Here is a 21,439-nt window from a genome sequence, read left to right as displayed (position 1 = left end):
ACGCCGGCCGCGCGGGCGGCGGTAGCGAAAGAAAAATGGGACGGGTCCTGATCCTGGCGGGGTCGGACAGCGGCGGGGGCGCGGGGGTCCAGGCCGACATCAAGGCGGTGACGATGATGGGCGGGTTCGCCGCCACGGCGATCACGGCGATCACGGTCCAGAACACCCTGGGGGTTCACGGCGTCCATCCCCTGCCGCTGGAAGTCATCACGGCCCAGGCGCGGGCGGTGCTGGAGGACATCGGGACCGATGCGGTCAAGACCGGCATGCTGGGCTCGGTGGAGGTGGTCGAGACGGTGGCGGCCCTGCTGGACGAAGCCAAGGCCCCTGCCGTGGTCGATCCGGTCATGGTGGCCAAGGGCGGCCATCCCCTGCTGCCCAATGCGGCGGTGGAGGCGGTTCGGAGCCTGATGATCCCGCGCGCGGCCCTTCTGACCCCCAATGCGCCCGAGGCCGAGGCCCTGACCGGGCTTGAGGTGCGCGACATCGACGGCCAGAGGCGGGCGGGCGAGGCCCTGCTGAAACTGGGCGCCAAGGCCGTGCTGATGAAGGGCGGCCATGTGGACGGGCCGACGGTGATCGACCTCTTGATGACGGCCGATGGGGAGACGGTGCTGGAGGCCGAGCGGATCGACACCCGCCACACCCACGGCACCGGCTGCACCCTGGCCAGCGCGTGCGCGGCGGGTCTGGCCCTGGGGCGGCCGCTGGAGGTCGCGGTCGCCGAAGCCTGGGCCTATGTCGGCGAGGCGATCCGGCGGGCGCCGGGTCTCGGCGGCGGACACGGGCCGCTGGATCACGGCTGGCCCGTGCGGGGCTGAGGCGGCGGTCCGTCGGACACCGAAAAAAGGTGTCCGATGTGTCCGATCTGTCCGACGGGCTTTGTTTTCGCAGAGAAAACGGTCGAACTCCGATCGGACTGTCCGGCGGGGGCGCGCTCTGCGCGCGTTGCGATGTCAAAGACCGGGGGCGCCAGTATAGGGCCGTCGGGACGGGCGCCGGGTATTTCGCAGGCGGGCGCTCCAAGCCCTTGATGGGGCGAGAACTCCTTTCGGACGATGCGGGCGTAACGGCGACCGGCGCGCATCTGGGGATGAAGGCGGACGGCGTCTCCCCTTGATCGGACGGGAAGGGTAAGGGAGGCGGATGAACGACCCCCTGAGCCAGAAGCTGATCGACATCGTCCGCGCCGATCCCGGCCTGATGCACGTCTTGCGGACGGTGCGGGACCTGGGCCTGCCCGACTGGCGGCTGGTGTCGGGCGGCGTCTATCAGGCGGTGTGGAACGCCAGGACGGGGCGGCCGGCGGGGTATGGGATCAAGGATTACGACCTGGCCTATTTCGACGGATCGGACCTGTCCTACGAGGCCGAGGACGGGGTGATCAAACGGGTCGCCGCCGCCTTTGACGAGCCCTTCCGCAGCCAGGTGGAGGTGCGCAACCAGGCGCGGGTGCATCTGTGGTTCGAAAACCGGTTCGGGGAACCCTATGAACCGCTCGGCTCGACCGACGAAGCCCTGGGCCGGTTCGTGGCCCCGACCTTCGCCGTCGGGGTGCGGCTGGAGGCGGACGATGCGATCACCGTGGCGGCGCCTTTCGGGCTGGAGGACGTGTTCGCCATGGTCGTGCGGCCGAATCCGAACCGGCCGGCCGCCAAGGGCTGGGCCAGGACCATCGAGAGTGCGCGGGGGCGTTGGCCGGAGCTGACGGTGGTTGAATCCGTCTAGGACGCGCATCCAGGGCGCGCGGCGACACGTATCGGCCGTATGACCCTGACCGACGTCCTCATCCTCCTGGCCCAGAACCTGGTCCTGATCGTCGCCGTGATGCTGGGGCTATGGCTGGTCGCTCTGAGGCTGAAGGACGTCAGTTTCGTCGATGCGGTTTGGCCCTTGGGCATGTTGCTGCTGGCCCTGGTCACCCTGCCGCGGACCGACGGCGATCCGACGCGCAAGACCCTGCTGGTCGTGATCTGCGCAGTCTGGGCGCTGCGGCTGGGGCTGCATCTGTTCGGGCGGTGGCGGGCCAGCGGGGCGGACGGCCGCTATGTGCAGATCGTCGAGGATCAGGAACGGAACAAGGGCTGGTCCTTCGCCAAGACGGCCCTGCTGTTCGTCTTTCTGCCCCAGGCCTTTCTGGCCTGGCTGACGGCCCTGCCGGTGCAGCTGGGCCAGGTCGCCGACGCGCCGGCGGCGGGGGGGCTCGCCCTGATCGGGGCGGGGCTGGCCCTGGCGGGGATCGTCATCGAAAGCACGGGCGACGCCCAGCTGGCGGCCTTCAGAAGCGATCCGGCCAATAAGGGCAAGGTGCTGGACACCGGCCTGTGGCGCTATACGCGCCATCCGAACTATTTCGGCGACGCCTGCGTCTGGTGGGGGCTGTGGCTGATCGCGGCCGAGACGGGCGTGGGCCTGTGGTCCATCGCCGGGCCGATCTTCCTGACCTTCACCCTGACGCGCTGGTCGGGGATCGGGATTACCGAAAAGGCGATCAACCGGTCGCGGCCGGGCTATGCGGACTATGTGAAGCGGACGAGTGCGTTTGTGCCGTGGCCGCCCTCCCGTCATCCTCGGGCTTGACCCGAGGATCAGATGATCCGCCGCTGGTGCGAACGGGCGAAGCACAGACCGCCCCGCGCCCGGTCCTCGGGTCAAGCCCGAGGATGACGGACGGGGGGCGGGGCGACGGATCGCCTAGACGCCGACCTTAGTTGGTGGTCGGGGTGTTGTGGGTAGTCATGCCGCCGTCGGCGTTGCCGCCCTGTTGCTCGATCTGATCGGCGCGGCGGTCGGCGTTTTCCTCGACCTGGTCGGCCTGGCGGTTCAGGGCGTCCTTCTGAGCGTCGGTCGGGGCGGCGTCGGCCTGGGCTTCCAGCTGGTCGGCGCGGGCTTCGCCCTGGGCCTCGACGGCGTCGGCGCGGTTCTCGGCGGCCTTGTCAGCGGCGCTTTCACCGCAGGCGGCGACGCCCGACAGGACGAACAGGGAGGCGGCGGCGACAGCGATCTTTTTCATGACGTTTCCTTCCGTTGTGGAGGCAGGGAAACGTCACGGCGGCGGTTCAGTTCACGCCGCCGTGAGATTTTCGTGATCTCAGCCCTCGGCTTCGGCGAAGGCGACGCGGGCGGCGCCCAGGAGGGCGGCGTGTTTGTGCATGATCACCTTGGTCGGGATCTCCTGCATGTATTCCTTGAACCGGCCCTTGCGCTCGAACCGCTGGCGGAAGGGGCTGGCCTTGATGAAGGGCAGGATGCGCGGGACGATGCCGCCGGCGATATAGACGCCGCCGCGCGCGCCCGTGGTCAGGGCGATGTCGCCGGCGACCGCGCCCAGGATGGCGCAGAAGCGGGCCAGGGTGGCGCCGCAGGGGCTGTTCGGATCGGCCAGGGCCGTCGCGGTGATCTGGGCCGGGTCGTCGATATGGGTCTCGCGGCCGTCGATCTCGGCCAGGGCCCGGTGCATGTTCAACAGGCCGGGGCCGCAGATCAGACGCTCGATCGAGACGCGGTCATAGCGGCGGCGCAGGATGCGCAGGATCTCGTCCTCGACCGGATCGCCGGGGGGGAAACAGGCGTGGCCGCCTTCGGACGGCATGGCCATCTCCTTGCCGTGGGCGTCGCGCACCAGGGCCGAGACGCCGAAGCCGGTGCCGGGGCCCAGGACGGCGACGGTGGAATGCGGGTCGCCGTCGACGGGGCCGCCCAGGCTTTCCAACTGGTCTTCCGGCACGATGGGGGCGCCCCAGGCCAGGGCCTCGAAATCGTTGATCAGCTTGACCGGCGAAAGACCCAGGGTGGACAGCTCGCTTTCCGACACCTGCCAGGGCGAGTTGGTCAGGTCGATGGCGCCGTCGGTGACGGGGCCGGCCACGGCGATGACGCCGCCGGTCGGCTTGACCTCGCAGCCCTCGATGAAGGCGGCCACCCCTTCCAGGAAGGTCGGATAGGTTTCGGCCGGGAAGCTCTCGTGGTGGTCCAGCACGGGCTTGCCGTCGATCATGCGAGCGACGGCGAAACGGGCGTTGGTGCCGCCGACGTCTCCGACGAGGAGGGTCTTGTCAGTCATAGGGTCGTTTCCTGCAGTCGGTGCGTCGGATCAGGCGTCGACGGTCCGGTCGACGAGATTGGGGTCGGGCGGGGTGTCCGTATGGGCCTGGGCGCCGGAGGGGAAGGCGAAGCAGACGGTCGCCCCCTCTTCCGCCGTGGTGACCACATGGCGGAAGGCGCCGAACAGTTCGCGGCCATAGCCCCAGGCCGAACCCTCGGCGTGGACGGCGGAGCGGGCGGCGGCGGGCCGGTCGGTCAGGCCGTCGACGCCGACCGTGGTCAGAACCCCGGCCTCGGCGTCCAGACGGATGACGTCGCCGTCCTTCACATGGGCCAGGGGGCCGCCGGCCAGGGCCTCAGGCGAGACGTGGATGGCGGCCGGGGTCTTGCCGCTGGCGCCCGACATGCGGCCGTCGGTGACGAAGGCGACCTTGAACCCCTTGTCTTGGATGACCGACAGGGCCGGCGACAGGCTGTGCAGTTCGGGCATGCCGTTGGCCCTCGGGCCCTGGAAGCGCAGGACCACGACGACGTCGCGGAACAGCTTGCCGTCCTTGAAGGCTTGCAGCGCGTCTTCCTGGGTTTCGAAGACGGCGGCGGGGGCCTCGACGATGCGGTTCTCGGGCTTGACCGCCGAAACCTTGATGACCGCGCGGCCCAGGTCGCCCTTGACCAGACGCAAGCCCCCCTCCTTGTCGAACGGGTCGGAGGCGGGGCGCAGGATGTCGAGATCCAGGCTCTGCTTGACCCCGTCGCGCCAGACTAGCTGGCCGTCCACCATCGACGGTTCCTGGAAATAGGGCTCGATCCCCTTGCCCATGATGGTGACGACATCGGTGTGGATATGGCCGTGCTCGGCCAGTTCGCGCGCCACGAAGGCGACGCCCCCGGCGGCCTGGAAGGCGTTCACATCGGCCGAGCCGTTGGGATAGACCCGCGCCAGCAGGGGGGTGACGGACGACAGCTCGTCCATGTCGGTCCAGTCGATCAGAACCCCCGCCGCCCGCGCCATGGCGACCAAGTGGATGGCGTGATTGGTCGAGCCGCCGGTGGCCAAGAGGGCCACGATCATGTTGACGATGGACTTTTCGTCGATCACGTCGGCCATGCGGCCCTCGCCGCTGCGGGCCAGTTCGACGGCGCGCTGGGCGGCGGCGGCGGTCAGGGCGTCGCGCAGGCCGGTGTCGGGATGGACGAAGGCGGTGGAGGGCATGTGCAAGCCCCCCAGCTCCATCATCATCTGGTTGGAGTTGGCGGTGCCGTAGAAGGTGCAGGTGCCGGGCGAGTGGTAGGAGCCGATCTCGCTTTCCAGCAGGGTCTGGCGATCGACCTTGTTCTGGGCGTATTCGGCGCGGACGCGGGCTTTCTCCGCGTTCGGAATGCCCGAGGGCATGGGGCCGGCCGGGGCGAAGACGACGGGCAGATGGCCGAAGGCCAGGGCGCCCATGAACAGGCCGGGCACGATCTTGTCGCAGACGCCCAGCATCAGGGCGGCGTCGAAGGCGTCATGCGTCAGGGCCACGCCGGCGGACATGGCGATGACGTCGCGGCTGAACAGGGACAGCTCCATGCCGGGGCGCCCCTGGGTGACGCCGTCGCACATGGCGGGGGTGCCGCCGGCGACCTGGGCCGTGGCGCCGACCTGACGCACCGCTTCGCGGACCACGCCGGGGAAGCGCTCGAACGGCTGGTGGGCCGACAGCATGTCGTTATAGGCGGTGACGATGCCCAGATTGGGCTTGGACCCGTCCATGGCGGTCAGCTTGTCGGCTATGGTCTGGCCGGCGAAGGCGTGGGCCCAGTTGGCGCAGGAGAGCTTGGCGCGGCCGGCGCCGGAATCGCGGGCGGCGTCCATGCGGCGCAGATAGTCGGCGCGGGTCGCGCGGCTCTTTTCGATGATGCGGTCGGTGACCGCGGCGACAGTGGGATGAAGCGCCATATCAGCCTTCCTCCGTCCACAGAACTTCAAGGGGAACGTTCGCCGCGATCAGGGCGGCGATGGGCTGGATCTTGGGATCGCCCTTGGCCTGCTCTTCAAAGACCCGGCGTTTGGCGGCGCCCTTCAGGCCCAGGATCACCCGGCCGGCGGACATCAGATAGGGCAGGTTGATCGACAGGCGCTCGATCGTCGGCGCGGCGCCGTCGCGGCCGTGGGGCACGCCCAGCACCGTCGGCTTCAGCGTCGGGGTCAGAAGCGTCTTCAAGGTGGGGCTGTCAGGGAACATGGAGCAGATATGGCCATCCTCCCCCATGCCGAGAAGGACCGCGTCGAAACGCCCGCCCGCATCGGCCAGGGCGTGGGCGGCGACGATGGCGGCCCGGTCCACCGTGACCTCGGGCGTATAGAGGGGGATGAAGCGGGCGGCGGCCGCCTTGTCCTGCAACAGGACGTCGCGGATCAGCCGGGCGTTGGACTCAGGCGAGGTCTCGGGGACGTAGCGTTCGTCCACCAGGGTGACGGCGATCCTGGCCCAGTCCAGGTCGGTCGCAGCGAGGCGGCGATAGACGGGGGCGGGGGTGGTCCCGCCGGGGCCGGCGAAGACGGCGGAGTCCTTGTCGCGGACGGCGGCGCCCAGGGTCTCGGCCAGGCGGGCGGCGATGGCCTCGGCCCAGGCGTCGACGGTGGGGAAGGTTTCGATCACAGGCGTCTCAGACATCGGTCGTGTTCCAGTCGCGGCCGGTGCGGATCATCAGCATGTCGGCGCTGTCGGGGCCCCAGGTTCCGGCGACGTATTCGTCGGGCTTGTGGCCGGATTCAGCCCAGGCCTCGGCGACCTCATCGACCCATTTCCACGCCTGTTCCGCCTCGTCGCGGCGTACGAACAGGGTGGAGTCGCCCGCCATGGCGTCCAGCAGCAGCCGCTCATAGGCGATGCGGCGGCGCGGGGGGGCGGCGGACTTGCCGTCCACGCCCCAGGACAGGCTCATGGTGATGGGCTGGAGCTGCATCCGCTTGTCCAGGCCGGGCCGCTTGTTCATCACCGTCAGGGAGATGTCCTCCTCGGGCTGAAGCTCGATGATCATGCGGTTGGCCAGCGCCTCACCCTCTTCATCGTCGAAGATGGAGTGGGGCACGGGCTTGAACTGGATGACGATTTCGGTGCGCTTCTCGGGCAGGCGCTTGCCGGTGCGCATGAAGAAGGGCACGCCCGCCCAGCGCCAGTTGTCGATGTCGGCGCGGATGGCGACGAAGGTCTCGGTGTCGGACGGTGCGCCGCGCTCCTCGATATAGCCCTTGGCCGGCCTGCCCTCGGACACGCCCGCCACATACTGGCCGCGCACGGTGACGCGTTCGGCCTCCTCGTAGGTGATGGGGCGCAGGCTGCGCAGCACCTTGACCTTTTCGTTACGCAGGGACTCCGGATCCAGATCGCTGGGCGGTTCCATGGCGACCAGGCACAGCAGCTGGAGCATGTGGTTCTGGAGCATGTCGCGCAATGCACCGTACTCGTCATAGTAGGGCCAGCGGTCGCCGACCCCCACCGTTTCACCGATGGTGATCTGGACGTGGTCGATCGTCAGATTGTTCCAAAGCGGCTCGAAGATGGTGTTGCCGAACCGCAGGGCCGTCAGATTCTGGACCGTCTCCTTGCCCAGATAGTGGTCGATGCGGAACACCTGGTCCTCGCGGAAGGCGTGGGCCACGGCGTCGTCGATCTCGAGGAAGGACTTCAGGTCGCGGCCGACCGGCTTCTCCAGCACGATGCGGCAGTTGCGCTCGGCCAGACCCGCCGCCTTCATCGCCGTGACGATGCGGCCATAAAGCGAGGGGGAAACGGCCAGGAAGGAGGTGACCTCGCCGTCCCCGACCTTGTCCTTCAGCGGCTTCAGGCTGTCGGCCGAGGTGGCGTCCACCGCCAGATAGTCGAGCCGGGCCTTCATCCGGGTCCAGGAATGGTCGTCCCAGGCCTGATCCTGTTCGGCGCGAGCCTTCACCGCCTCATGGACCTTGGCGACATAGTCCTCAGCCGTCTCCTCGGAGCGGGCGGCGCCGATGATCTTCAGGCCGTCGGGCAGGAGTCCGTCGTGTTCCAGGAAGTAGAGCGAAGGCAACAGCATCCGCATCGCCAGATCGCCGCCGCCGCCGAACAGAATGAGAGCCGCCATCGAAATTCCCTCGAATATCCCATTTGTCGGGACGAACGCCTTTACGGCCTAGAGCATGATCGTTTCGGACGGAACCGCTTCGCGGTTCCGACAGAAGCGTGAATCATGCTCTCGGTTTGATCTGGAGCCTGATTCACGGCTTCAGCGGAATCGCGAAGCGATTCCACTTCAACCGATCAGGCTCTAGTCTTTGGGCCTTTGCCCGCTTCCGCCCGCGAGGCCAACACGTCCAGCACGTCCTGAAACACCATGTTACGGACATGGAGAAGAACGAGCAGGTGATAGATCAAATCCGCCGCCTCGCCGGCGAGTTCCTCATCCGGGCCGGCGACGCCCGCCAGGGCGGTCTCCACCCCCTCTTCGCCGACCTTCTGGGCGATGCGTTTGGGGCCTTGGGCGACCAGTTTGGCGGTCCAGCTTTCGGACGGATCAGCGGCGGCCCGCTCGGCGATAGTCTGTTCCAGCCGGGCGATGCGGCCGAGACCCGGCGCGTCGGCGGCGCCGAAACAGCTGGTGCGGTTCAGGTGGCAGGCGTTTCCGACCGGATCGACCGCCAGGACCAGGGCGTCGCCGTCGCAGTCGGGGGTGATGGAGACGACCCGCAGCCGGTCGCCCGAGGTCTCGCCCTTTCTCCAGCGCCCGCCGCGCGAGCGGGAGAAGAAGGTGGCCTCACCCGACTGGATCGTCTCGTCCAGGGCGGCGCGATCCATATAGGCCAGGGTCAGGACCTGGAGCGTGGCGGCGTCCTGGACCACCACGGGGACCAGGCCGTTTCCTTTTTCGAAGTCGATGGCAGCGGGGTCGATCATGGGGTGATCTCCTCAAAAATCCTCCCCCTCTGGGGGAGGGGGACCGCCCGAAGGGTGGTGGAGGGGGTAAGGGCGTGCGGGGTGTTGGGCGTCGAGCGGCGGCGCGCGGGCGGGCCCCCTCCACCGCTTCGCGGTCCCCCTCCCCCAAGGGGGGAGGATTGCGGGGATCGGGTCACAATCTCATCTCCAGGCCTTCGCCCGCCAGATAGGCCTTCAGGTCCGGGATGGCGATGGCGCCGGTGTGGAAGACGCTGGCGGCCAGGGCGCCGGAGACGTCGGCCTGATTGAAGACGTCGCGGAAATGTTCGGGCGCGCCGGCGCCGCCCGAGGCGATCAGGGGGATGGTCAGGCGCGCGCGGGCGGCGGACAGCTGTTCGACGTCATAACCGCGTCGAACTCCGTCCTGGTCGATGCAGTTCAGAACGATCTCGCCGGCGCCCAGGCTCTGGGCCTCGTCCAGCCAGTCCAGGGTGCGTTTGCCGGCGCAGCGGCGGGCGTCGGGATCGCCGGTGTATTTGTGGACCACCCAGTCGCCGTCCTCGAACCGGCTGTCGACGCCGACGACGACGCATTGCCCGCCCAGCCGCTCGGCCATTTCGGCGATCAGTTCGGGACGCTCCAGGGCGGGGGAGTTGATCGACACCTTGTCCGCCCCGTGATCAAGGCAGCGGGCGGCCTGATCGACGCTGCGGATGCCGCCGGCGACGCAGAAGGGGATGTCCAGCAGCCGGGCGATGTCCTTGATCCAGCCGTAGTCCAGGGTCCGGCCCTCGGGGCTGGCGGTGATGTCGTAGAAGACCAGTTCGTCGGCGCCGGCGTCGCGGTAGCGGGCGGCCAGTTCAGCGGCGTCGCCCATGTCGGTGTGGCCGACAAACTTGACGCCCTTGACCACCCGGCCGTCCTTGACGTCCAGACAGGGGACGATACGGCGCGCGGTCATGCCGTGGCCGCCGCTATGGCTTGCGGCAGGGTGAAGCGGTTCTCGTACAGGGCGCGGCCGACGATGGCGCCGTTGCAGCCCAGGGCCTTGACCGCGACGAGATCGTCCAGAGACGAGATGCCGCCGGACGCCTGAAGGACGACATCGGGGCGACGGCGGCGGATTTCGGCCAGCAGCTCCAGATTGGGGCCGGTCAGGGCCCCGTCGCGGCCGACGTCTGTGACCAGCAGGTGTTTGGCCGTGCCCTTGGGATAGCGATCCAGCGCCTCCCACAGGGTGACGCCGGACGACTGGGTCCAGCCCTTCAGGGCAGGAACGGGCACGCCGTCCTCGATCTTGACGTCCAGGGCCAGGGTGATGCGTTCGGGGCCGAAACCCTTCAGCCAGGCGGCGACGTCATTGGGCTGGGTCACCGCCAGGGAGCCGACGACGACGCGGGAGACCCCGGCCTCCAGCAGCTTGGCCACATCATTGGCGCTGCGGACGCCGCCGCCGGACTGGATCTTGATCTCGAGGGCCTGGGCCAGTTCGCCGATCAGGGCGTGCTGGCGCGCCTCGCCCGCCTCGGCCCCGTCCAGATCGACGATGTGAATCCACTCGGCGCCCTCGGCCGCGAAGGCGCTGAGGCGGGCGGCGGGCTGTTCGTCGTACTGCGTCACCTGGTCGAACTTGCCGTGCATCAGGCGCACGCAGACGCCGTCCTTCAGGTCGATGGCGGGGTAGATCAGCATGGGGTCGGCTTCCGTTCGTCATCCTCGGGCTTGACCCGAGGATCGGGCGTGGATCGGCTTGTGCGGGGCCTCGTTCGCACGAGCGGCGGATGGTCCGGTCCTCGGGTCAAGCCCGAGGATGACGGGGAGGGGGAGGCGGCGCGGGTCATGCGGCGACCTGCAGGAAGTTCTTGAGGATGGTCGCCCCGGCCTCGGCCGAGCGTTCGGGGTGGAACTGGCAGCCCCAGCGGTTGGCGGTGCGGACTATGGCGGGCACGGGGCCGCCGTAGTCGGCGTGGGCCAGGGTGGCGGGGCCGTCGGGACAGACATAGCCGTGGACGAAATAGGCGTAGGCGCCGTCGGCGACCCCCTCCAGCAGCGGGTCGTCTCGGTCGCGCCTCAGCCGGCTCCAGCCCATATGCGGCACGGGCAGGGCGCCCGCCGGCTCCAGCCGGGACACGGCGCCGGGGATGAAGCCCAGCAGATCGACGCCTTCGCCCTCCTGGCTGGTTTCGAACAGAAGTTGCTGGCCCAGGCAGACGCCCAGCAGGGGACGGGGGAAGGCGCGGATCGGTTCGACCAGGCCCAGTTCGGACAGGCGGCTCATGGCGTAGCCGGCCGCCCCGACGCCGGGCAGGATGACCCGTTCGGCGTCTGTGATCACGGCGGGATCGTCGGTCAGGCGCACGGTCGCGCCCAGCCGCTCGAGCGCGAACTGGACCGAGGCGACATTGCCGGCGCCGTAGGCGATGACGGCGACCTCGGTCACAACACCCCCTTCGTGCTCGGCACCGCATCGCCCTCGACCCGGATGGCCTGACGGAGCGCTCGGCCGAAGGCCTTGTAGACGGCTTCGGTCTTGTGGTGGTCGTCCTGGCCTGTGACCGAGATATGGACGGCGGCGCCCATGGCCTCGGCCAGTGAGCGGAAGACGTGGGCGGTCAGGTCGGTGCGGTAGTCGCCGATGAAGGGCGTCTCGAACGCCCCTTCGAACAGCGGATAGGGCCGGCCGGACAGGTCGATGGAGACCGTCGCATTGGCCTCGTCCATCGGCAGGACGAAGCCGTAGCGGGCGATTCCCTTACGCTCGCCCAGCGCCTGTTTCAGCGCCTGGCCCAGGGCGATGGCGCTGTCCTCGATGGTGTGGTGGGGGTCGGTGTGCAGGTCGCCCTCGCACTGCAGCCGCAGGGAGAAGCCGCCGTGGGCCGCGATCTGCTCCAGCATATGGTCGAAGAAGCCGACGCCGGTCTCGATCTTGATCGGGCCGGGGGCGTCCAGATCGACGGCGCAGACGATGCGGGTCTCTTTCGTATCGCGCACGGCCTGGCCGAGGCGGGCCGGACGGCGCTTGGCGGGCGTCAGGCCGAAGGCGGCCAGCAGCCGGTCGTTGACCTCGGGCTTGATCGAGACGGGCAGCCGCAACCGGTCGCCGGACAGGTCGGCCTCGATCCCATAGGTCTTCAGAGCGGCCAGGGCGGCGGCGGGGTCTTGCGGCCGGGCCATCAGAATGGGGCCGACGCCGGGCTCGATCGTCAGGTCGCGGCCCAGTTCGCGGGCCAGCCGCTCGCGCTCGCGCCGGACCGAGGCGATCCGCTCCGCGGTCTCGATCATCCGCGACGGATCCAGGGCCTGAAGCGCCAGCCGCACCAGGGGCTCGGGCAGGGCGTAGGGCTCCAGCACCGAGGCGAGGCGGGCCAGGGTCGGGGCCTGGGCGATGGCGGCGCCGACGCGGGCGCCGGCCAGGCCATAGGCCAGGGACAGGCTGCGCAGCACGACCAGGTTGGGCTGATCGGCCACGACGGTGGCGGCGGAGACGCTGTCGGAGAATTCGATCAGGCCCTCGTCCACCACCAGCAGGGCGGGGGCGACGCGGGCGGCCATTTCGGCGACCGCCTCGGGCGAGCCCAGGGCGCGGACGACCACGGCCGCGACCTCGCCCCTGGCCGGATAGATGGCGGCGAGACGGTCATAGGGCTCGGCCTTGGGCGCCTCGACCGATCCGCCGTCGCGGGCGGCGAGGCGCCAGACCAGCTCCAGCCCATGGGTCAGGCCGCGCACCGGCAGGACCTGGTCGGCTGGCACGGCGTAGATCGCCGCCATGCGGGCGGGGAGGGCGGCGGCCTCGCCCGGATAGCGGTCCAGGCCCTCGCCGCCGGAGACCAGCGGGGGATAGGGGGCGGGCAGGGTCATCGGGCGGCTCTTTCCAGACCTTCCCCCGCCTGCGGGGGAAGTGTCAGCTCGGCGAGCGTAGCGAGGCGGCTGACGATGGGGGAAGTTTCGCCTTGCTCAAGAGAGACTTCCCTCTCCGACCCTGGTTCGCTGCGCGAACGACGGGCCACCTCTCCCGCAAGCGGGAGAGGGTCTTTAAAGGCGGCCCTCATCCCTCGCTCCTCAGATCCGCCGCGCGGGCGTGGGCTTCCAGGCCCTCCATCCGGGCCAGGCGGGCGGCGATGGGGGCAAGCGCACGAGCGCCGGCCTCGGTGACCAGCTGGATCGACATGGTGGTCATGAAGCTGGCGGTGGTGACGCCGCCCAGGGTGCGGGCGCCGCCGTCGGTCGGCAGGACGTGGCTGGGGCCGGCGGCGTAGTCGCCCAGGGTCTCGGCCGCGAACCGGCCGACGAAGACGGCGCCGGCGGCCTTGACGGCGGGGAGCAGGGCCTCCGGATCATCGACCTGAAGCGCCAGGTGTTCGGGGCCGTAGAGGTTGATCACTTCGCAGGCGGCGTCGAGGTCGCGCACCAGGACGGCGCGGGCCTCGTTCAGCGAGGCGCGGGCGACGGCCTCGCGCGGCAGGGTCGCCACCTGGGCCTCCACCTCGGTCAGAATATAGTCGATGGTGGCGCGGCTGGTGGAGACCAGGAGAACTTGCGCGTCCGCGTCGTGCTCGGCCTGGCTCAGCAGGTCGGCGGCGGCGATCTCGGGCGCGGCGTCGCGGTCGACGACGACCATCAGCTCGGACGGGCCGGCGGGCATGTCGACGGCGGGACCGCCGGGCAGGGCCGACGCCTGTTTCTTGGCCTCGGCGACGTAGGCGTTTCCGGGGCCGAACAGCTTGTCGCAGGCGGGGATGACGCCGTCCTCCAGTTCGACGCCGAAGGTCAGGGCGGCGATGGCCTGGGCGCCGCCCATCAGCCAGAGGGCGTCCAGCTCCGCCTCGGCGGCGGCCAGGATCATGGCGGGGTGGACGCCGCCGTCCTTCGAGGGCGGGGTCACGGCGACGCGCCGGCCCACGCCCGCGACCCCGGCCGGAATCGCCAACATCAGAAGGGAGGAGAAGAGGGGGGCGGTGCCGCCGGGGATGTAGAGACCGGCCGAGGCGATCGGACGCCAGGCCAGTTTGGAGCGGACGCCCGGCGTGGTCTCGACGAAGTCGGTGTCCTCCGGCCGGGTCGCCTGGTGGAAGACGCGGATATTGTCGGCCGCCATCCGCAGGGCACGGACGTCGGCGGGGGGCAGGGCGTTGCGGGCTTCGGCCACGATCTCGGGCGTGATGGCGATGCGGCGGGGCGGGGCCTTGTCCAGCTTCCGGCACCAGTCGGTGACGGCCGCGCCGCCGCGCGCGCGCACGTCGTCCAGAATGGCGCGGACGACCTCGGTGACGTCGCCGGCGGTGCGCTGGGCCGGGCGGGCCAAGGCCGCGGCCTTGCCGGCGGCGTCGAGGGAAGACCAGTCGATACGTTTGAAGGCCGTGGTCATCACATCATCTTCTCGATGGGCAGGACCAGTATGGCCGAGGCGCCGGCGGCCTTGAGCTTCTCAAGCGTCTCCCAGAAGACGGCCTCCTGGCAGACGGCGTGGACGGCGACCGCGTCGTCGCGGCCCGACAGGGGCATGACGGTGGGCGAGCCGGCGCCGGGCAGGATGGCGGTGATCTCATCCAGCGCCGCGCGCGGGGCGTTCAGCATGACGTATTTGGCGCCCTGGGACGACACGACGCCGGCCATCCGCTCGATGATGCTGTCCAACAGGTGTTGCAGGGCAGGCTCGGGGGCGACGGGGGACTGAATCAGGACGGCCTGGCTTTCCAACACCGTATCCTTGGCGCCCAGGCCGTTGGCCTCAAGCGTCGCGCCGGTCGAGACCAGGTCGCAGATGGCGGCGGCCAGTTTCAGCCGGGGCGCGACCTCGACGGCGCCGCGCATGACGACGATGTCGGCCTTGACCCCCCGCTCGTCCAGGAAGCGGCGCAGGATCTTCGGATAGGAGGTGGCGATGCGCAGGCCCTCCAGCGAGGCCGGACCCTCATAGGCCAGGGCCGGGGGCGCAGCGATCTTAAGAGTGCAGCGGCCGAAGCCCAGGGGCATGACGACGGAGGCGTTGGGACCGCCGTTGCGGCCTTCCTCCAGCACATTCTCGCCGACGATCCCCAGGTCGCAGACGCCGTCGGCCACGAAGGTGGGGATGTCGTCGTCGCGGACGCGCAGCAGGTCGATCGGATAGTTCTCGACCCGATAGAGCAGGTCGTTGTGGCCCTTGACCCATTTCAGACCCGCGTCGCGGATCAGGTCGAGGCTGCGGTCGGCCAGACGGCCGGATTTCTGGACGGCGATGCGAAGCCGGCCCTGTACGGTGCTCATGTTCGGATACTCAGTTCGTGTTCTTCAGGCGGTCCAGGGCGAGGCGGTAGCCCTGGTGCGGCATGTCTTTGAGGTAACGGGCGACGCGGACGACGGTGGTGGGGCTGGCGTGGGCCTCGACCGCGATCTCGCGATAGGATTTGCCGCCGGCGTCCAACAGGCGCGCCACCTGCCAGCGCTCGGCGAAGGCGCGCAGTTCCGCCGGGGTGCACAGGTCGGCCAGAAAGGCGTCCATCTCGGCGCGCGTCTGCATCGACAGCAGGGCGTCGTAGAGGGCGTCGCGGGCGGGCGGGGTCGTCATGCGCGTTCCACTATGCTGTAACAGTGGAACGGTCAAGGGCGATTAGTGGCGAGTGGCGAGTGGCGAGTGGCGAGTGGCGAGTGGCGAGTTTTAAGACGGCGCTTTGTGCGGTCCAGCCAGGTTTCGTCAGCCCCGAGGACGACGGTTGAAAGCCGGGGGCGTTTATCTCGCCACTCGCCACTCGCCACTCGCCACTCGCCACTCTAAATCACCCCCATGACCAAGATCCTGATCATCGGCGCCGGCCACGCCGGCGGCTCCGTCGCGGCCTTTCTGCGGCAGTACGGGCATGAAGGCCCTATCGTGCTGGTCGGCGAGGAGGAGGCGCCGCCCTATCAGCGGCCGCCCCTGTCCAAGGCCTGGCTGAAGGGGGAGGCGGATCTTGAGGCGCTGCTGCTGCGGCCGCTGAGCTTTTACGCCGAGCAGAACATCGACTTCCGGCCCTCGACGGTCGCCGTGTCGGTGGACCCGGAGGCGAAGACGGTCGCCTTCCACGACGGGACGAGCGAGGCCTATGACGTCCTGGTGCTGGCGACGGGATCGACGGCGCGCAAACTGCCGGTTCCGGGCGGGGACCATCCCGACCTGCTGGAGCTGAGGACGCTGAAGGACGCCGAGCGGCTGAAGGCCGTGCTGGGGCCGGGCAAACGGCTGGCGGTGGTCGGCGGCGGCTATGTGGGGCTGGAGGCGGCGGCCTCGGCCCGGGCCCTGGGCGCCGAGGCGGTGGTGATCGAACGGGCGCCGCGCGTCCTGGCGCGGGTGGCGTCCGAGACCCTGTCGGCCTTCTTCATGGCCCAGCACCGGGCGCGGGGGGTGGAGATCATCACGGGCACCGAGGTGGTCGCGGTCGCCCATGACGGCGTGACCCTGGCCGACGGATCGACGGTGCAGGCGGATGCGGTTCTGGTCGGGGTGGGCGCCCTGGCCTGCGACGGCCTGGCGCGGTCGGCGGGCCTGCGCTGCGACGACGGGGTGGTGGTGGACGATCAGGCGCGGACCAGCGATCCGGCGATCTTCGCCGTCGGCGACATGACGCGCCGGCCGATTCCCGTGCACGGCGGGGTCTCGCACCGGCTGGAGAGCGTGCCCAATGCGCTGGAACAGGCCAAGCAGGCGGCGGCCGCCATCGTCGGGCGACCGGGGCCGGCGCCGGAGGTTCCGTGGTTCTGGTCCGATCAATACGACTTCAAGCTTCAGATCGCCGGCCTGCCGTTCGATGCGGACCGCCAGGTGGTGCGGGGCGATCCGTCGGCGGGGGGATTTGCGGTCTTCCACCTGAACGGCGACCGGGTGGTCTGCGTCGAGGCGGTCAATGCTCCGCCGGAGTTCATGGCGGGCAAACAGCTGATCGGAAAGGCGACGCCGGTGGATGTGGCGAAGCTGGCGGATCAGGCGGTGTCGATGAAGGCTGTGGGGGTGTGATTTTCACCCGACCTTCCCCCGCTTGCGGGGGAAGTGTCAGGCCGTGGCGCGAAGCGACACGCCTGACGATGGGGGACGTCTTCTTGCTTTGAGCAGAACTTCACTCTCCGACCCTGGATCGCTGCGCGATCGACGGGCCACCTCTCCCGTAGGCGGGGGAGGGTCTGGTTGTTGAAGCTTCGCCGCAGTGCAACAAAACTGTTGCGCTTTTCGTTGGGTCGCGATCAAGCTGTGATCTCAACGCGGCGGGGGCGGATGACGAGAGCTTTCGACGAAATGAACGGCGGCGGATCCGGCGCGATCCGCGACAGCTACAAGACCCTGGCGGCCTGGCTTGAAAACGCCCCGCCGGACCTGCTGCAGGCGCGCTCGCGCCAGGCGGAGCTGTTCTTCCGCCGCATGGGGGTGACCTTCGCCGTCTATGGCGACGAGGAATCCAACGAGCGGCTGATCCCGTTCGACGTCGTGCCGCGCATCATCGGCGCCGACGAATGGGGCGGGCTGGAGAAGGGGCTGAAGCAGCGGGTCACCGCCATCAACGCCTTCCTGAAGGACATCTACGGACCGCAGGACTGTATCCGCGCCGGGATCGTGCCCGCCGACCTGATCCTGACCAATCCGCACTATCGACCCGAGATGCAGGGGCGGCGTCCGCCCGGCGACGTCTGGTGCCATATCTCGGGCGTGGACCTCGTCCGCACGGGCGAGGACGGCTTCTATGTGCTGGAGGACAATGTCCGCACGCCGTCGGGGGTCTCCTATATGCTGGAGAACCGCGAGATGATGATGCGGCTGTTCCCCGACCTGTTCGCCGAACATGCGGTGCGGCCGGTCGAAATCTATACCGACATGCTGCTGCGGTCGCTCCAGGCCTCGGCGCCGTCGGGGGCGGGCGAGGACCCGACCATCGTGGTCCTGACGCCGGGGCCGTTCAACTCGGCCTATTACGAGCACAGCTTCCTGGCCGACAAGCTGGGGGTCGAACTGGTCGAGGGCGGGGATCTCTTCGTCAATGACGACACCGTCTATATGCGCACGACCGAGGGGCCCAAGCGGGTCGACGTCATCTATCGCCGCATCGACGACGACTTCATCGACCCCCTGACCTTCATGCCGGATTCGGCGGTTGGGGCGCCGGGGCTGATGTCGGCCTATTTCGCCGGGCGTGTGACCCTGGCCAATGCGGTCGGGACCGGGGTGGCCGACGACAAGGCCGTCTATACCTATATGCCCGAGATCATCCGCTTCTTCACCGGCGAGGACGCCATATTGAAGAATGTGCCGACCTGGCGCTGCCGCGAGCCGGAGGCGCTGAAGGAGGTGCTGGAGAAGCTGCCGGAACTGGTGGTCAAGGAGGTCGGCGGATCGGGCGGCTACGGCATGCTGGTGGGGCCCACCTCGACCCAGGCCGAGATCGAGGCCTTCCGCGCCAAGCTGATCGCCGATCCCGACGACTTCATCGCCCAGCCGACGCTGAGCCTGTCGACGGCCCCGACCCTGAACGGCGGAGCCCTGTCGCCGCGCCACGTCGATCTTCGGCCCTTCGTCCTGTCCAGTCCGGCCGGGGTGCGGGTCGCGCCGGGCGGGCTGACGCGGGTGGCGTTGAAGGAGGGGTCGCTGGTGGTCAACTCCAGCCAGGGCGGCGGAACCAAGGACACCTGGGTGCTGGATGTTTGATCGGACGAAGATCCTCCCCCGTCGGGGGAGGGGGACCGCGAAGCGGTGGAGGGCGCTCGCCCCAGACACCCTGTTTGCGTTTGGCCCCCTCCACCCCCCTTCGGGCGGTCCCCCTCCCCCAATGGGGGAGGAATAGATGCTCTCTCGCACCGCAGACAGTCTCTATTGGACCGGCCGCTATATGGAGCGGGCCGATTTTCTTGCGCGCATTCTGGAGGCGGCGATCCGGCTGGCGGCCCTGCCGGCCAAGGATCAGGCGACCGTCACCGCCTGGGCGGGGGCCATCGCCTCGTCGGGGGTGAAGTCGGCCTTCGACGCCACCGGCCGCACCGTGTCGGAGAAGTCCGTCCGCGAATATCTGGCCTTCGGCGCCGACAATACGACCTCGATCAAGGCCTGTATCACCCGGGCGCGGACCAACGCCCGTTCGGTGCGGACCGCCCTGACCATCGAGCTGTGGGAGGCGATCAACGGCGCCTGGAACGGGCTGAACGAACTGGGCGAGCCGACCCGCCGCGACGACTTCACCAACTTCCTGGACTTCGTGAAATCGACGTCCCTGGCGGTGGAGGGGGCCTCGTCGCGGACGATGCTCAGGAACGACGCCTACTGGTTCCTGCGGCTGGGCATGGCGATCGAGCGGGCCGACAACACCGCCCGCCTGCTGGACGTGAAGTACCATCTGCTGCTGCCGCCGGGCGAACGGGTGGGCGGACAGCTGGACTATTTCCAGTGGACCACCCTGTTGCGCGAGGTTTCGGCCCTGACCGCCTATCGCTGGGTTTATCGCGAGAGCGTGCGGCCCTGGCTGGTGGCGGACCTCCTGGTGCTGAACCGGCAGATGCCGCGGTCCCTGGCCAGCTGTCAGGGGATGATCGTCAGCTATCTGGAGAAGCTGGCGGCCGACTATGGCCGGCGCGGCCCGGCCCAGCGGCTGGCGTCGAACCGCCTGACCCAGTTCAACGAGGCCCGGATCGAGGACATCTTCCAGTCGGGCCTGCATGAATACATCCAGGGCTTTCTGAACGAGAACAACGCGCTGGGCGCCGCCATCCACGAACAGTATCTGGTCTGACCATGCGGATCCGGATCGACCACTCCACCCGCTACGCATACGCCCGGCCCGCGCGGTTCATCGTCCAGATGCTGCGGCTGACGCCCCGGTCCTGCGAGGCCCAGCAGGTGCGGGAATGGCGCATCGAAACCGACGTCGACGCCCGGCTGCGCCGCAGCGACGACGCCTTCGGCAATATCGTGCACAGCCTCTATACCGAGCGGCCGACCGACGCCCTGACCATCCGGGTGACGGGCGAGGTGTCGACCGTGGACACCGGCGGGGTGATCCGGGGGCAGAACGAGCGGCTGCAGCCGGGCGTCTATCTGCGCGACACCCGGCTGACCCAGGCCGATGCGGCCCTGATCGACTTCGCCCGGTCCGTGCCCGAGGGCGCGGCCCTGGAGCGGATGCACCGTCTGATGGGGGCGATCCACGCCGGCGTCGCTTTCGAGGTCGGGGCGACCTCCGCCACCCATACGGCGTCCGAGGCCTTCGCGATCAGCCGCGGCGTCTGCCAGGATCACGCCCAGATCTTCATCGCCTGCGCCCGGACCCTGGGCGTGCCGGCCCGTTATGTCTCGGGCCATCTGAACCGGTCGGACGGCCGGCACGACCAGGACGCCGCCCACGCCTGGGCCGAGGCCTGGATCGAGGACCTGGGCTGGGTCGGGTTCGACGCGGCCAACGGCATTTGTCCGACCGAGAACTATGTCCGCATCGCCGTGGGCCTGGATTCGCTGGGGGCGACGCCGATCCGGGGAACCAGCTATGGCGGCGGGGTCGGCAGTCTGACGGTGGCCCTTCATGTGCGGCCTGTGCAACAGGGCCGGCAACAACATCAGAGCCGGGGATGGTCCTGATCGCCATGTCGCGGGAATCTGTTAGCGTCTGCGGATTCGCGGAACGGGGAGCGGATAGAGGCCAGTGACCTATTGCGTAGGCATGTTGGTGAAGGAGGGGTTGGCGATGATCGCCGACACCCGCACCAATGCGGGCGTGGACAACATCTCGTCCTATCGCAAACTGCATGTATTCAAGCGGCCCGGCGAGCGGGTGCTGGCCGTGGCGACGGCGGGCAATCTGTCGGTCACCCAGACGGCCCTGGCCATGGTCGCCGAAGGGGTCAAGCTGCCGGATTCGACCGGGCCTGAGACGCTTGAGACCGCGCCGACCCTGTTCCGCGCCGCCCAGATCCTGGGCCATGCGATGGCCACGGTCCGGGCGACGATCAACACCCCCGCCTCGCCCACCGCCGACGCCCTGAACGTCAACGCCTCCATGCTGCTGGGCGGCCAGATCGCGGGCGGCAAGATGGGGCTGTATCTGATCTACGGCCAGGGCAATTTCATCGAATGCGGGGCCGACACGCCGTATCTGCAGATCGGCGAGCTGAAATACGGCAAGCCGATCCTGGACCGAGCCCTGCATTCCGACACCCCGCTGTCCGAGGCGGTGAAGCTGGGGCTGATCTCGTTCGACTCGACCATTCGCTCCAACATCGCCGTGGGGCCGCCGCTGGATCTGATCGTGATCCGCCGCGACAATCTGTCGGGGATGGAGCGTCGGCTGGAGGCCGATGATCCCTATTTCCGCGATCTGGGCCGGCGGTGGTCGGAGGCATTGGCTGCGGCGCACCAGGCCATGCCGGCGCCGAACTGGCTTGATCTGGGCGCGCAGACGGCGCCGTCTCGCCCGATCAGCGTCGTCTCGAATTAAGTTGCGACCCGCTCGCAATCGCTCTTGTGCGACCCGATGAAGCTGGTTATTGCGACCGCATCGCAAAATCAGACCAAA

At 69.1% G+C, this 21,439-nt stretch carries 21 protein-coding genes; 8 read left to right on the top strand and 13 right to left on the bottom strand.

Features of this window, described 5'->3' with window-relative positions:
- The first annotated feature begins 35 nt into the window (after nt 1-35).
- The 3 genes from thiD (at nt 36) to GGQ93_RS03885 (ending at nt 2,580) form a co-directional block, all read left to right on the top strand.
- Nucleotides 36-821: a bifunctional hydroxymethylpyrimidine kinase/phosphomethylpyrimidine kinase gene (gene thiD / locus GGQ93_RS03895; protein ID WP_183215186.1), complete on the top strand. Its 786-nt coding sequence runs from the start codon at nt 36-38 to the stop codon at nt 819-821.
- A 325-nt stretch (nt 822-1,146) separates the two neighbouring features.
- Nucleotides 1,147-1,728, top strand: coding sequence for a nucleotidyltransferase family protein (locus GGQ93_RS03890; RefSeq protein ID WP_183215185.1), 582 nt, complete (start codon nt 1,147-1,149; stop codon nt 1,726-1,728).
- A gap of 39 nt (nt 1,729-1,767) precedes the next feature.
- The gene (locus GGQ93_RS03885; protein WP_183215184.1) at nt 1,768-2,580 is read left to right on the top strand and encodes a DUF1295 domain-containing protein; all 813 of its coding nucleotides are present in this window, start codon (nt 1,768-1,770) and stop codon (nt 2,578-2,580) included.
- A 127-nt stretch (nt 2,581-2,707) separates the two neighbouring features.
- Here GGQ93_RS03885 and GGQ93_RS03880 read toward each other — a convergent pair whose 3' ends face one another.
- The 13 genes from GGQ93_RS03880 to GGQ93_RS03820 all read right to left on the bottom strand — a co-directional run bounded on the left by GGQ93_RS03880 (nt 2,708) and on the right by GGQ93_RS03820 (nt 15,489).
- Entirely contained in the window at nt 2,708-3,013 is a 306-nt protein-coding gene (locus GGQ93_RS03880; protein ID WP_054763988.1) for a hypothetical protein, read from the bottom strand.
- A gap of 78 nt (nt 3,014-3,091) precedes the next feature.
- On the bottom strand, nt 3,092-4,063 hold the full coding sequence (gene glk / locus GGQ93_RS03875; RefSeq protein WP_183215183.1) for a glucokinase: 972 nt from the start codon (nt 4,061-4,063) through the stop codon (nt 3,092-3,094).
- Nucleotides 4,064-4,093: 30 nt separating this feature from the next.
- Nucleotides 4,094-5,983: a phosphogluconate dehydratase gene (edd, locus tag GGQ93_RS03870; RefSeq protein ID WP_183215182.1), complete on the bottom strand. Its 1,890-nt coding sequence runs from the start codon at nt 5,981-5,983 to the stop codon at nt 4,094-4,096.
- 1 nt (nt 5,984) lies between these two features.
- The gene (pgl, locus tag GGQ93_RS03865) at nt 5,985-6,701 is read right to left on the bottom strand and encodes a 6-phosphogluconolactonase (RefSeq protein ID WP_221233506.1); all 717 of its coding nucleotides are present in this window, start codon (nt 6,699-6,701) and stop codon (nt 5,985-5,987) included.
- Nucleotides 6,694-8,151 (bottom strand): glucose-6-phosphate dehydrogenase, encoded by a 1,458-nt coding sequence (gene zwf / locus GGQ93_RS03860; RefSeq protein WP_183215181.1) that lies wholly within the window; start codon nt 8,149-8,151, stop codon nt 6,694-6,696. Before zwf ends, pgl begins: the two co-directional genes overlap by 8 nt.
- 176 nt (nt 8,152-8,327) lie before the next feature.
- Complete coding sequence (gene hisIE, locus GGQ93_RS03855) at nt 8,328-8,960, bottom strand: bifunctional phosphoribosyl-AMP cyclohydrolase/phosphoribosyl-ATP diphosphatase HisIE (protein ID WP_183215180.1); 633 nt, start codon at nt 8,958-8,960, stop codon at nt 8,328-8,330.
- A gap of 172 nt (nt 8,961-9,132) precedes the next feature.
- The gene (gene hisF, locus GGQ93_RS03850) at nt 9,133-9,900 is read right to left on the bottom strand and encodes an imidazole glycerol phosphate synthase subunit HisF (RefSeq protein WP_183215179.1); all 768 of its coding nucleotides are present in this window, start codon (nt 9,898-9,900) and stop codon (nt 9,133-9,135) included.
- Nucleotides 9,897-10,631 carry a 1-(5-phosphoribosyl)-5-[(5-phosphoribosylamino)methylideneamino]imidazole-4-carboxamide isomerase gene (gene hisA / locus GGQ93_RS03845; protein WP_183215178.1) on the bottom strand — a complete coding sequence of 245 codons (735 nt, stop codon included), beginning with the start codon at nt 10,629-10,631 and terminating at the stop codon, nt 9,897-9,899. The genes hisF and hisA overlap by 4 nt, the downstream gene beginning before the upstream one ends.
- Nucleotides 10,632-10,776: 145 nt before the next feature.
- Entirely contained in the window at nt 10,777-11,379 is a 603-nt protein-coding gene (gene hisH, locus GGQ93_RS03840; protein WP_183215177.1) for an imidazole glycerol phosphate synthase subunit HisH, read from the bottom strand.
- Nucleotides 11,376-12,800 carry an imidazoleglycerol-phosphate dehydratase HisB gene (gene hisB, locus GGQ93_RS03835; protein WP_183215176.1) on the bottom strand — a complete coding sequence of 475 codons (1,425 nt, stop codon included), beginning with the start codon at nt 12,798-12,800 and terminating at the stop codon, nt 11,376-11,378. The genes hisH and hisB overlap by 4 nt, the downstream gene beginning before the upstream one ends.
- A gap of 187 nt (nt 12,801-12,987) precedes the next feature.
- The gene (gene hisD / locus GGQ93_RS03830) at nt 12,988-14,307 is read right to left on the bottom strand and encodes a histidinol dehydrogenase (protein WP_183215175.1); all 1,320 of its coding nucleotides are present in this window, start codon (nt 14,305-14,307) and stop codon (nt 12,988-12,990) included.
- Nucleotides 14,307-15,188, bottom strand: a complete 882-nt coding sequence (gene hisG, locus GGQ93_RS03825) for an ATP phosphoribosyltransferase (protein ID WP_183215174.1) — start codon at nt 15,186-15,188, stop codon at nt 14,307-14,309. Before hisG ends, hisD begins: the two co-directional genes overlap by 1 nt.
- Nucleotides 15,189-15,198: 10 nt before the next feature.
- On the bottom strand, nt 15,199-15,489 hold the full coding sequence (locus GGQ93_RS03820) for a YerC/YecD family TrpR-related protein (protein WP_183215173.1): 291 nt from the start codon (nt 15,487-15,489) through the stop codon (nt 15,199-15,201).
- A 216-nt stretch (nt 15,490-15,705) separates the two neighbouring features.
- Between GGQ93_RS03820 and GGQ93_RS03815 the strand changes: the two genes are divergently transcribed.
- The 5 genes from GGQ93_RS03815 to GGQ93_RS03795 all read left to right on the top strand — a co-directional run bounded on the left by GGQ93_RS03815 (nt 15,706) and on the right by GGQ93_RS03795 (nt 21,361).
- The gene (locus GGQ93_RS03815; RefSeq protein WP_183215172.1) at nt 15,706-16,911 is read left to right on the top strand and encodes an NAD(P)/FAD-dependent oxidoreductase; all 1,206 of its coding nucleotides are present in this window, start codon (nt 15,706-15,708) and stop codon (nt 16,909-16,911) included.
- Nucleotides 16,912-17,166: 255 nt separating this feature from the next.
- Entirely contained in the window at nt 17,167-18,588 is a 1,422-nt protein-coding gene (locus GGQ93_RS03810; RefSeq protein WP_183215171.1) for a circularly permuted type 2 ATP-grasp protein, read from the top strand.
- Between the two features lie 136 nt (nt 18,589-18,724).
- Nucleotides 18,725-19,663 (top strand): alpha-E domain-containing protein, encoded by a 939-nt coding sequence (locus GGQ93_RS03805; protein ID WP_152948901.1) that lies wholly within the window; start codon nt 18,725-18,727, stop codon nt 19,661-19,663.
- Between the two features lie 2 nt (nt 19,664-19,665).
- Entirely contained in the window at nt 19,666-20,505 is an 840-nt protein-coding gene (locus GGQ93_RS03800) for a transglutaminase family protein (protein WP_183215170.1), read from the top strand.
- A gap of 106 nt (nt 20,506-20,611) precedes the next feature.
- Nucleotides 20,612-21,361, top strand: coding sequence for a proteasome-type protease (locus GGQ93_RS03795; protein WP_224764420.1), 750 nt, complete (start codon nt 20,612-20,614; stop codon nt 21,359-21,361).
- Nucleotides 21,362-21,439: the final 78 nt, after the last annotated feature.

The sequence above is a fragment of the Brevundimonas aurantiaca genome, from assembly GCF_014199955.1.
Taxonomy (GTDB): Bacteria; Pseudomonadota; Alphaproteobacteria; order Caulobacterales; family Caulobacteraceae; genus Brevundimonas; species Brevundimonas aurantiaca.
The sequence above is the reverse complement of the archived record's forward strand: the minus strand, read 5'-3'. Positions and strand labels throughout refer to the sequence as shown.